The organism is Acidimicrobiales bacterium (genome assembly GCA_040219515.1).
Taxonomy (GTDB): domain Bacteria; phylum Actinomycetota; class Acidimicrobiia; order Acidimicrobiales; family Aldehydirespiratoraceae; genus JAJRXC01.
On record JAVJSI010000001.1, the window covers coordinates 59,310 to 70,216 of the forward strand.

Consider the following 10,907-nt stretch of genomic DNA (forward strand, 5'->3'; position numbering starts at 1 on the left):
GCACACGGACTCGGACCCTCCGTCCAGCCTCGCTAGCAACCGGTAGCGTCGCGGAGTCGCTCACAGCCCTCGGCCATGCGGCGCGGTCCGAGCTGCACGATCAAACGCCGGAATGCGCTGCGAGGGATGGTGTGGATGTTGTCGTAGTTGACAACGCAGTCGGTGGGCACGCCGTCGTCGGTCGCCGACAACTTCAGCTCCGAGACGACGCCGCGGACGGTCCGTGTCAACGCAGCGACGACAACAGAACCGATGCGGTCGGCAACCGGATCTCGAGTCAGCACCAGTACCGGCCGGTCGCCGCCAGGTGCTGCCGCGAACCAGACCTCACCGCGCTGCATCGGCCCAATCCGACCAGTCCTCCGCAGGACCCCATTCGGCGATATCGCCGACCGATGCTTCCGCTGGACTCAAAGGCTCGTCGCTCCAGATCACAGCATCGTTCTCCGACTCGAGCCGGACGAGGTGTCGATGGAGCGCGTCACGCAGGAGCTCGGACTTGTCGATCCCGAGGGCATCGGCCCAGCGCTGAGCCTCATCGGCCTCGTCGTCATCGACACGGAAGCTCAACATCGTCATACAAATAGTATTCTCTGTATGACACTCAGGTGCAAGGGGCTTTGCCAGCGCGACATCTGAATGACCAAATCGCGCCATTCCAAACCCCGGCTCTGACCTGGGCATCTACGCGCAGCTGTTGTCGTTTCGACAACGACGAGTGGGCGCAGAGGGACTCGAACCCCCGACATCTTCCTTGTAAGGGAAGCGCTCTAGCCAACTGAGCTATGCGCCCTGGTCAGCACACGCTATCGGTCCGGCCCCGCTGCGGGCCCGGCGTGGATGGGCAACAATGGGCCGATGGATGCCATGCGCCTCGTTGCTCTCTCGGCCGTACTGCTCCTGGCCGGCGCATGCTCATCCGGCGCTGACGACGCGACACCGACCACCACCGCGCCCACGACGACGTCGGCGCTCAGCCCGACGACCAGCACGACGGCGCCGCCGACTACCACCGCAGCGCCCGCGGTCGAGATCAAGCTGCTCACCTACAACGTGGCCGGTCTCCCCGACCTGTTGTCGGGCAGCGAGCCGGCGATCAACACGCTGCTGATCGGCCCCCGGCTCAACGACTACGACCTCGTGCTCGTCCAGGAATCGTGGCTGACACCGGCCGAAACCCCCGACGACCAACGGACATACCACGAGATTCTCGTCGACCTCGCCGACCACGAGTTCGAGTCGGCATCGCTCCCGGCCCCGCTCGGATCCGACCCTGAGCGTCCATCGGCCCTGCTCAGCGATGGTCTGAACCGCTTCAGCGACTATCCGTTCACCCCCGTCGAACGCCAGCGTTGGACGACGTGTGGCGAGGCCTCGGCCGATTGCCTCTCGCTGAAGGGATTCTCTGTGGCGACGACCACCCTCGGCGACGGCCTGGAGGTCGATGTCTACAACCTCCACCTCGATGCCGGTCGCGCCGATTTCGAGATCCGGGCCGAGAACGTCGCCGAACTGACCGCACACATCCTCGAGCACTCCGCGGGCCGGGCCGTCATCGTGGCCGGCGACTTCAACCTCCACCTCGACCGAGATCCTGACGCCGACCAGTTCGCTGCCCTCCTCGCCGATGCCGGCCTCATCGATGTGTGCACCGCGTTGTCCTGTGACGAACCGAACCGCATCGACAAAGTCCTCGTGCGATCCACCGACGGGTTGGAGATCACGCCCATCGAATGGCGCAACGAGTCGGCCGTGTTCACCCGCGACGACGGCGAGCCGCTGTCCGACCACGACCCCGTCGTGGCCCGGCTCCAGATCACCGCCACCTGACCGTCACGCCGTCGAACCAGCTCCGCGGGTTACTGTCAGGTCGGGTTCAGACAATGGAAGGGCTGGTTCCAATGACATATCCCGCAACATTGGCCTTCGATCCGCCGGAGAAGGTCGCCAACTGGCGGCCACTCGTCCAGTGGTTCATGGCGATTCCGCATCTCATCGTCGGCTATTTCATCAATCTGGTCGCGGCGCTGTTCATTTTCGTCGGCTGGGTGGCCATCGTCTTCACCGGCAAGATGCCGCAGGGGATCGCCGGCTTCATCTGCATGGCGAATCGGTATCAGACGAGGGTGATGACCTATGCCGGCTTCCTCCACGCCGAGTACCCGCCGTTCGACTTCACGACCACCGCAGCCGACCCCGGAGGACAGCCGGTGCGGGTGGACTTCGCACCTCAGCTCGAAGGCAGGAACCGGCTGACCGCGCTGCTCCGGATCCTGTGGGCGATTCCGGCGGTCCTCTTCTTCTACGTCATCATGATCGTGGCCCAGATTCTCTGGTTCATCGCCTTCTTCGCCGTGCTGTTCACCGGCAAATGGCCACGCGGCCTGCTCGACTTCGTGCTCGGCGGGCTCCGGGTCTCGACTCGGCTATCGGCCTACGTGACACTGCTCACCGACGAATACCCGCCGTTCGAGACCGCGTAGGCGTGCCGCCCGGTGCGGCTGTACTCAGCCGGCAGCGACGACCTTGGAGATCCGACCCGAGTGTGAGATCGCATAGACCTCGCCGTCGAGATCCTCGACGAACGAGGTGACCGAACCGCCCGGTACGTCGGTGCCGAACCAGATCGCGCCGCCGCTGAACTCGTCGTTGTAGCCCCGCAGCTCCGGATCCTTGTAGTCCGCCCACAGGTAGGTGCCGTTGAGGCCGACGATGTCGTCACCTCGGTAGACGAAGCCACCGGTGACAGAGCCACCCTCGGAACCGTTGGTCTGGTACTCATACGTCGGGCCGACATGGTCGGCGATCTCCGGGTCGCGAGGCTCGTGGCGGAACGTGCCCTCCCAGGTGTCCCAGCCCAGGTTCGCGCCGAGGCCCCCGCCCAAGCCGTCTTCCAAGCGGGTGATCTCCTCGCGGGTGTTCTGACCGACGTCGGCCACCCAGAGGTCGCCGTTGAACGAGTCGAACGAGAACTTCCACGGATTGCGTACGCCGACGAGAAAGATCTGATCGAAGCCGGGGGTGCCGCCCGCGTAGGGGTTCGTGGCGGGGCTGACGTAGCCGGATGGGCCGGACGGATCGACGCGCAGGATCTTGCCCAGGAGCGTGTTGATGTTCTGTCCGTTGTCCTGCGGATCGCCGCCCGAGCCGCCGTCGCCGAACGACAGGTAGAGGAAGCCGTCCGGGCCGAAGGTGAGATGCCCGCCGTTGTGGTTCGGATACGGCTGATCGACGTCGAACAGCTCGTCGGGCGCCCCGGTGGGCACGCCGTCGACGAGCGCGTACTCGAGCACGATCGAACGCTGTTCGACGCCCGGCGCCGCCGAGTCTGCGGTGAACGAGAGGTAGATGTGGCCGCCATCGGGCGACACGGCCACGCCGAGCAGTCCACACTCGTTGCAGCCGGTGAGGTCGTAGCCCCCCGGGATCGACCACACCGTCGACGGACCGGCGGTCCAGTCGGGTCGGCCGGACGTGCCGGGCACCCGCAACAGGTTTCCGCCCTGCTCCGCGATGTACATCGAGCCGTCGCCGGGGTGCACGGCCGCAGCCACTGGCACCGACAGGCCACTCAGCACGGTGTCGAACCCCAGGCTCAGGTCGGCGGGATCGACGATGCCATCGGCCAGCAGATTGAGCCGGTAGAGGAACGTCACGGCCTCGGCCCGCGTGATCGAGCGGTTCGGGTCGTAGGTCGTGGGCGTGGTGCCGGTGGTCAGGTCACGCCACTTGAGCCAGTCGACGGCGGCCTCGTAGAAGGAGCCGCCGACCACGTCACCGAAGCCGCTCGCGGGTGCGCCCTCGGGCTCGCCGGCGAGTCGAAACAGGAATGTGGCGAATTCGGCCCGGGTGAGCGATCCGTCGGGCGCATAGGCGGTCGGGGTCCGCCCGGTGGTGAGGCCCTCGCTCCACAGCCAGTCGACCGCCGCCTCGTAGAACGACGGCGAGACCACATCGAAGAACGGGGCCGCCTCCTCAGCCGGCGGCTCACAGACCATGCGCCAGAGGAAGGTGGCGAACTGGGCCCGAGTCACCAGCGCGTCGGGTGAGAATGCCGACGCGCTCGTCCCCGTCGTGATCTCGTTCAGCGCGGCCCAACCGACCGCGTTCGAGTAGAACCGCCCGGTGGCGACATCGGCGAAGTCGTGCGAGCCCACCGCGTTGACGACGCACGGGCCCGGCGTGTAGCCGTCGACCGAACCCGTTCCCGGCGCCGATGACGCGGCGCCGGCCGGACTCACCGCCAGCAGGCTCGATCCCAGTCCGAGCAGGGCGAGGAGGGCGAGCGCGGCACGAGGAGAACGCATGGCCCGCGAACGTAGCGTTCGCGGCTCAGCTGTGGTCGTCGCCCTTGACGTGCACGGTGGCGCCGCCATCGGCGATCTGGCGGACCAGCACCATCACTTCGGCGGTTTCGTCCTCGAGCTCGGGAGGGTCGGTCGGTGAGAACCATCCGAGAGCGGACAGCTCCGGCGTGGTGACTGCGATCGTGTCGAGGTCGTGCTCCCCCACCACGCCGACGCGATAGATCGTCTCGAAACGGCTGTGCTCGGCGTCGACGACCACCCAGGGGCCACCGGTGATCTCGACGGTGAGACCGAGCTCCTCCTTCGTCTCCCGGACCGCGGTGACAGCCGGGTGTTCGCCGCGATCCACCAGACCGCCGGGCAGCGTCCAGCCCTTGCGGTAGACGGGCCGCACGAACAGCCAGCGTCCGTCGTCGCGCTCGAGGATGGCCACCGACCCGGCGGTCCACGTCGGACGGATCGTGCGGACGAGCCAGCGTCGCAACGGCTTGGGCAACGTGCCGAACGTGCGGAACACCGCGCGCCTCGCCCGGTCCGTGGACTGGCTCGGGCTCGGCGCGGGGGACGTCACGAGTTGAGGCTAGTTGCTCCCCGGTGCCCCGGTTCGCAGTTGCCGCAATCGGGGAAGGCGCTGCGGTCGCGCCGCGATCGGTGAACGGCGGGCCTCGTGGTCGAGAACGACGAGTTCGCGATCGAAGGCGTCGACCATCTCCACACCCACCTCGTGACAGATCAGCCAGGCCCCGAGGTAGTCCCACACGCCGAGGCCGCCGTCGAAGTCGACATAGCCGCTGAAGCGGCCATCAGCGACCGCGCAGAGGTCGAGCGCTGCGGCACCCATGCACCGGAACCAGCCGATCTCCTGACCCGACGGAATGCCGTTGACCGCGGTGACGCCCTGCGGAACCGGCTCGGCATCGGGCACCCCGAGCACCACACCGTTGCGCCGGGCGCCGCCGCCCCGGGTTGCGTCGTAGCGTTCGCCGTTGCCGTGGTTGTGCACGACGGCGGCCAGCGGACCGTCGTCGTCGACCACGCACAGACTGGTGGCGAACCAGGGCAATCCGAGTGACGCGTTGGTGGAGCCATCGAGCGGATCGACCACCGCGATGGGGCCGTCCCCCGGCCCGAGGCCGCTCTCCTCGCTCAGCGTGCGAATACCCGCATCGCCCAGCACGGCGAGTACGGCAACGTCGGCCACGACGTCGGAGGCGTACTGATCGTGGCGCAGACCGGAGGGACCCCAGTCGACGCCGGTGCGGAAGGCCTCGACGACCGCGTCGGCGGCGTCGTGGAGCACCGCGAGAATCTCGTCTGCCGTCACCGCCGCAGTGAACCACGCGCGCGAGCGGTCGGCACGGACTCCAGTGACGTTTCGGGCTGATTCCGTGGCAGGCTGGAGCTGATGGCAGTGATCGATCTCCAAGGTTTTGTCGCAGATCTCAAGGACCATGTCGCCGAACACGGTTTCCATGTGCACGACGAGCGGCACTTCATCGAGACCTACACGAACCGCCAGACCTGGGAGATCGACCTCCATCCCGACCGCGCCTGCGACGGCCCGCTCGACATGCACGTCTCGCTCGAGGTCGATCCCCGGTCGCTGATCCACTTCGAGGACGAGGTGATGCAGGTCGGCGAGACCGGCGAGCCCTCCGACGACATCAAGCTGCCGTTCACCATCAGTTTCGCGCTCCCGCCATTGCCGGCCGGACCCGACCTGCTGGTGCTGGCCACCGATCTCGCCGGCATCGGCGGCACAGACCTGCCCCTCGAGGTCAGTGCGGTCGACTCCTTCGCCGCCGTCACCGACGCCGCCGAGCGGGCGGTCAGCATCGTCGCCCGCGTCGAAGTGCCTCTCGCCCGGATCTTTCTCGGCCAGGAAGTGCTGTGCGATGTGCTCGACCGTTGTCAGCAGGTCGCCGAGTTCCTGCTCGACCGCGCGCCGGTCTGGCTCGACGAGCTCTAGCCGCAGCTAACGGCTGCGCAGTACTACCTGGAGCGCAGGGCCTCGAGCGCGTCGTCGGCGTGGGTGAGCATGCTGGTCTCGCTGCGAACCGACCGGAGCAGGCGTTGCTCTTCGTCGATCACGAACGTGGCCCGCTTCGACGGCAACGGGCCCATGCGCTTCACGCCGAACATCTTCGCGACCTCACGGTCGGGGTCGGACAGCAGCGCGAAGCCGAGCGAGTTCTTGTCGTCGAACTCTTTCTGCCGATCCACCGGATCGGCGCTGATCCCCACTCGCTGCGCTCCGAGTTCTTCGAACTCCGATCGCAGATCGCGGAAATGGCAGCTTTCCTTCGTTCAACCGGGCGTCATGGCCTTCGGGTAGAAGAACAACACGATCGGGCCTTCGGCGACGAGGCTACTGAGCCGTACCGACGTGCCATGCTGATCGAGCAGTTCGAAGTCGTCGATGATGTCGCCTTCGTTCATGGGCCGCACCATACCGCCCTGCGCAGCCTCCCTGCGGCCCAGTGGCGCCGATGCCGCTACTCTCGATCGGATGGCCGACCAGTTCGACGACGTGCGGGCCATCGCCCTGTCACTTCCCGAGACCAACGAGCGGCTCAGCCACGGCATGCCGACGTTCTTCATCCGCGACAAGAAGGTGTTCGTCTCGTGCGTCGACGATCACCACGGCGACGGCATCTTCGGCATCTGGGTGGGCGCCGCCCCCGGTGTGCAGGGTGAACTGGTCGCCCAGGAACCCGACCGGTTCTACGTGCCACCCTATGTCGGCCATCGCGGCTGGGTCGGCGTGCGCCTCGATGTCGACGTCGACCTCGATGAATTGCAGGCGATCGTCACCGACTCCTACCGTCTCGTCGCCCCGAAGACCCTCGTGAAGATGTTGCCCTCGTGACGACATTGGACGCCGAATGATCCGCCGCCTCGTTCCCACCCTCGTCGCCTGCCTCGCGGCCTCCGCCTGCGTGTGGCCGGTGCCGTTGCCGGGAGAACCGGTCCCCACGATCGAGTCGGCAGTGACATGGGATGCCGCCGCCGGCACCGTGACCATGGAGATCACCGTCACCGATCTCGCCGCCACCACCGTTCGTGCCTACCCGGGCGGCCTCGACGTCGCTGGGGTCGACGACACCGCCGCCCCGTTCACCTTCGTGTTCGACACCGCGACCTTCCCCGCCGATCATCGCGGCATGCTCGTGCTCGCCTCGGACGGCGCCACCATCGTCGGCGAGATCGAGGCGATGCCCGATGTCCGCTGCAACGGACATCGCGAGCTCTGCGACCGCCCTTACGCCGACGTGCGCAACATCACGACCCACAACGCCATGTCCAGCGCCGACGACGGCTGGCTCGGACCGAACCAGACCCTCGACGTGCCCGACCAGCTCGAAGCCGGCGTACGGGCCCTGATGCTCGACACCTACCGGGCCGGCGACCTCAACGACTTCGGGTCGGTGGAGGTGCCCGGCGTCGACCCCGACACCCCGTATCTGTGCCATGCGATCTGCGCCCTGGGCAACCAGCCGCTGGTCGAGGGCCTCACCGAGATCCGCGAGTTCCTCGACGCCGACCCCGGTGCGGTGGTCACGCTGATCATCGAGTCCTATCTCGACCACGACCTCACCGCCGCCGCGTTCGACGCGAGCGGTCTCACCCCCCACACCTATGTGCATCCCGGCGGTGAATGGCCCACGCTCGGCGAGATGATCGACGACGGCACCCGCCTCGTGGTGATGCAGGACGAAGCCGTCGATACGACCTATCCATGGCTGATGAATGTGTGGCAACACTCGTTCGAGACCCCGTTCTCGGCGGCAACCCCCGGCGACTTCACCTGCAACCACCTCCGTGGTTCGCCGTCGAACGAGCTCTTCATCCTCAACCACTTCCTGACCGAGGTCTTCGGCTCGCCGGCACTCGCCGCACAGGTCAACACCAACCCGTTCCTCCTCGACCGGGCCAGGGAGTGCGAGGCGTTCCACGACACGGCGGCGACGTTCGTGACGGTCGACTTCTTCGAGATCGGCGATGTCGCCGCCGCGGTTGCGGCGCTGAACGGTCTCTGACCGCGAGCCGAGTCGCGCCGACCGGTGGCCATGTGTGATGCTGGTCGCACTGGAGGTCGGCAGTCCCGCCGACCTCGTGGCGAAGAAGGACGAATTCGATGAGTGACCAGTGGGGCTTCGAGACCCGACAGATCCATGCCGGCCAGGAGCCCGATCCCACGACCGGCGCGCGGGCCGTGCCGATCTACCAGACCACCGCCTACTCGTTCCGTGACAGTGACCATGCCGCGAACCTCTTCGCGCTGTCCGAGATCGGCAACATCTACACCCGGATCATGAACCCCACCCAGGGCGTGGTCGAGGCTCGACTCCAGTCGCTCGAGGGCGGCACCGACACCGCCGTCGGCATTCCCGGCGCCCTACTCACCGCCTCGGGTCAGTCGGCCGAGATGATCGCCATCCTCAATCTGGCCGAGTCCGGCGACCACATCGTCGCCGCCGCCGCCCTCTACGGCGGTACCTACAACCTGCTCCACCACACGCTGCCGAAGATGGGCATCACCTGCACCTTCGTCGACGACCCCGACGACGAGGCCGAGTGGAACGCGGCGGTGCAGGACAACACCAAGGCGCTGTACTGCGAGTCGATCGGCAACCCGAAGAACAACGTCATCGACATCCGCAAGATCGCCGACATCGCCCACAGCCACAACGTGCCGCTGATGGTCGACAACACCGTCGCCACCCCGTTCCTGATCCGTCCGATCGAGCACGGCGCCGACATCGTCATCCACTCCGCCACCAAGTTCATCGGCGGCCATGGCACGGCCATCGCCGGTGCCATCGTCGATGGTGGCACCTTCGACTTCGGCGCCTCGGGCAAGCACCCGATGTTCACCGAACCCGACCCCAGCTACCACGGACTCGCCTACTGGCCCGCCCTCGGCCAGGGCAGCTACATCATCAAGGCCCGGGTGCAGCTGTTGCGCGATCTCGGCCCGGCCGTGTCGCCGTTCAATGCGTTCCTTCTGCTGCAGGGCCTCGAAACGTTGAGCCTGCGCATGGAGCGCCACTTCGCCAACGCCCAGAAGGTCGCCGAGTACCTCGACGCCCACGACCAGGTCGAATCGGTGGCCTACGCCGGTCTGGCATCGTCGCCGTGGAACGCGATCGCCACCTCGCTCGGTGGCGGCGCCGGCTACGGATCCGTGCCGGCGTTCACGATCAAGGGTGGCCTCGAAGCCGGCAAGAAGTTCGTGGAAGCGCTCGAGCTCCACAGCCACCTCGCCAACATCGGTGACGTGCGCTCGCTGGTGATCCAGCCCGCCGCCACCACGCACTCGCAGCTCACCGCCGAGGAGCAGGAGTCCGCCGGCGTCGGACCGGGACTCGTGCGTCTCTCGGTGGGCCTCGAGCACATCGACGACATCATCGCCGACCTCGACATCGGCTTCGCCGCCGCGAAGTAGACAGTCGATCTCGCCCGAAACATCGCGGGGTGGCCGGTTCGTCCGGCCACCCCGCAATTGTTCAGACGGTCAATGCGTCAGATCGTCAGGGCGTCAGCCGCTGATGATGCCTTCATCGACCAGGAACTGGCTGGCCACGTCGGCCGCGTCTTCGCCGCCTTCGGTGACCCGGCGGTTCAGCTCCGCCATGGTCTCGTCGTCGAGGGGAGCCAGGATCTCGCCGACGATGGTGTCGATGGCCTCGGGTGCCGTCTGGTAGACGTCGTCGGGAAGCGTGAGCGAGACGTTGTAGAGAATCATCACGCCGGGATCCTCGACCACATTCAGATCCAGCGCCGGGATGCGACCGTCGGTGGTGAAGATCTCACCGAAATCGCAGTCGCCGTTGGCGGTCTGGTTGTAGATCGCGCCCGACTCGAGGATCTCGATCTGGCTCTCGGGAATCTCGTAGCCGGTGGCTTCCTCCCACAGGACGAGGCCATCGGGACGGACCGGGAACTCTTCTTCCATGCACACGATGGCGTCGGAATTGGCCTCGAGGTACGCAGCCATCGAATCGAAGCTGAACGGCGCGCCGTCGTCCAGGAAGTCAGTGGCCGTTGCGAACCCGTAGGTGTTGTTGAACGGCGACTGGCCGATCCAGCGGATGTTGTTCTCCTCGAGGTCGGCCTCGCGAACGTTCTGGGTGAGCGTGTCGGGGTCGTCGGAGGGATCTTCCCTGGTCAGGTGAACAGTCCAGCCGGTGCCGTTGTACTCCCAGTACATGTCGATGTTGCCGGTGAGCAAGGATTCACGGTTGATCTCCGTGCCGCCGAGGTCGATCTGGTTGTTGACCTCGGCGCCGGCGGCCTCGAGGGAGGCAACCAGCAGCTCACCGAGCACGAACTGCTCGGTGAAGTTCTTCGAGCCGACCGTGTAGGTCTGATCGGACAGATCGAGGGCTTCGATCGTCGTGCCGTCGGCCGAACCGTCGTCACTACCGTCATCGGCGCCGTCGTCGGTGCCGTCGTCGGCGCCATCGGTGGCGCCATCGCCGTCGTCGTCGTCACCGCATGCCGCGGCGAGGAGTGTGAAGGCGAATAGCAGGGCGAGCAATCGCCAGAGCTTTCTCGGGGTGTTCATTGTTGGTTCCCTCCATTGGGGTTTGCTTG

Annotated in this window: 13 protein-coding genes and 1 tRNA gene; 6 read left to right on the forward strand and 8 right to left on the reverse strand. The window is 66.6% G+C overall.

Annotated elements, in window-relative coordinates; genetic code table 11:
• Positions 1-32: 32 nt before the first annotated feature.
• The 3 genes from RIB98_00270 to RIB98_00280 form a co-directional block, all read right to left on the reverse strand.
• Positions 33-341, reverse strand: coding sequence for a type II toxin-antitoxin system PemK/MazF family toxin (locus RIB98_00270; protein MEQ8839394.1), 309 nt, complete (start codon positions 339-341; stop codon positions 33-35).
• A complete protein-coding gene (locus RIB98_00275) occupies positions 328-573 on the reverse strand; it encodes a ribbon-helix-helix domain-containing protein (protein ID MEQ8839395.1) in 246 nt (81 codons plus the stop codon). Before RIB98_00275 ends, RIB98_00270 begins: the two co-directional genes overlap by 14 nt.
• A gap of 146 nt (positions 574-719) precedes the next feature.
• Positions 720-793 (reverse strand) — tRNA-Val (locus RIB98_00280).
• A 65-nt stretch (positions 794-858) separates the two neighbouring features.
• Here RIB98_00280 and RIB98_00285 point away from each other — a divergent pair.
• Both RIB98_00285 and RIB98_00290 read left to right on the forward strand, forming a co-directional pair.
• A complete protein-coding gene (locus tag RIB98_00285; protein ID MEQ8839396.1) occupies positions 859-1,830 on the forward strand; it encodes an endonuclease/exonuclease/phosphatase family protein in 972 nt (323 codons plus the stop codon).
• A 71-nt stretch (positions 1,831-1,901) separates the two neighbouring features.
• Positions 1,902-2,483 (forward strand): DUF4389 domain-containing protein, encoded by a 582-nt coding sequence (locus tag RIB98_00290; GenBank protein MEQ8839397.1) that lies wholly within the window; start codon positions 1,902-1,904, stop codon positions 2,481-2,483.
• A gap of 24 nt (positions 2,484-2,507) precedes the next feature.
• Here RIB98_00290 and RIB98_00295 read toward each other — a convergent pair whose 3' ends face one another.
• Genes RIB98_00295 through RIB98_00305 form a run of 3 tightly spaced genes read right to left on the reverse strand, consistent with a single transcriptional unit; the run spans position 2,508 to position 5,631 of the window.
• Positions 2,508-4,307 carry a PQQ-dependent sugar dehydrogenase gene (locus RIB98_00295; protein MEQ8839398.1) on the reverse strand — a complete coding sequence of 600 codons (1,800 nt, stop codon included), beginning with the start codon at positions 4,305-4,307 and terminating at the stop codon, positions 2,508-2,510.
• Between the two features lie 25 nt (positions 4,308-4,332).
• The gene (locus tag RIB98_00300) at positions 4,333-4,878 is read right to left on the reverse strand and encodes an NUDIX hydrolase (GenBank protein ID MEQ8839399.1); all 546 of its coding nucleotides are present in this window, start codon (positions 4,876-4,878) and stop codon (positions 4,333-4,335) included.
• A 9-nt stretch (positions 4,879-4,887) separates the two neighbouring features.
• Positions 4,888-5,631 carry an inositol monophosphatase gene (locus RIB98_00305; protein ID MEQ8839400.1) on the reverse strand — a complete coding sequence of 248 codons (744 nt, stop codon included), beginning with the start codon at positions 5,629-5,631 and terminating at the stop codon, positions 4,888-4,890.
• 81 nt (positions 5,632-5,712) lie between these two features.
• Here RIB98_00305 and RIB98_00310 point away from each other — a divergent pair, with 81 nt between their 5' ends.
• On the forward strand, positions 5,713-6,276 hold the full coding sequence (locus tag RIB98_00310) for a hypothetical protein (GenBank protein MEQ8839401.1): 564 nt from the start codon (positions 5,713-5,715) through the stop codon (positions 6,274-6,276).
• 23 nt (positions 6,277-6,299) lie between these two features.
• Here the strand turns inward: RIB98_00310 and RIB98_00315 are convergent, their stop codons facing one another.
• Positions 6,300-6,908, reverse strand: a complete 609-nt coding sequence (locus tag RIB98_00315; protein MEQ8839402.1) for a peroxiredoxin — start codon at positions 6,906-6,908, stop codon at positions 6,300-6,302.
• Here RIB98_00315 and RIB98_00320 point away from each other — a divergent pair.
• The 3 genes from RIB98_00320 (at position 6,817) to RIB98_00330 (ending at position 9,756) form a co-directional block, all read left to right on the forward strand.
• On the forward strand, positions 6,817-7,176 hold the full coding sequence (locus tag RIB98_00320; GenBank protein ID MEQ8839403.1) for an MmcQ/YjbR family DNA-binding protein: 360 nt from the start codon (positions 6,817-6,819) through the stop codon (positions 7,174-7,176). The genes RIB98_00315 and RIB98_00320 overlap by 92 nt on opposite strands.
• Before the next feature lie 16 nt (positions 7,177-7,192).
• Positions 7,193-8,347, forward strand: a complete 1,155-nt coding sequence (locus RIB98_00325; GenBank protein ID MEQ8839404.1) for a hypothetical protein — start codon at positions 7,193-7,195, stop codon at positions 8,345-8,347.
• Between the two features lie 98 nt (positions 8,348-8,445).
• Complete coding sequence (locus RIB98_00330) at positions 8,446-9,756, forward strand: bifunctional o-acetylhomoserine/o-acetylserine sulfhydrylase (GenBank protein ID MEQ8839405.1); 1,311 nt, start codon at positions 8,446-8,448, stop codon at positions 9,754-9,756.
• A 93-nt stretch (positions 9,757-9,849) separates the two neighbouring features.
• Here RIB98_00330 and RIB98_00335 read toward each other — a convergent pair whose 3' ends face one another.
• Entirely contained in the window at positions 9,850-10,878 is a 1,029-nt protein-coding gene (locus tag RIB98_00335) for a glycine betaine ABC transporter substrate-binding protein (GenBank protein MEQ8839406.1), read from the reverse strand.
• Positions 10,879-10,907 lie beyond the last annotated feature (29 nt).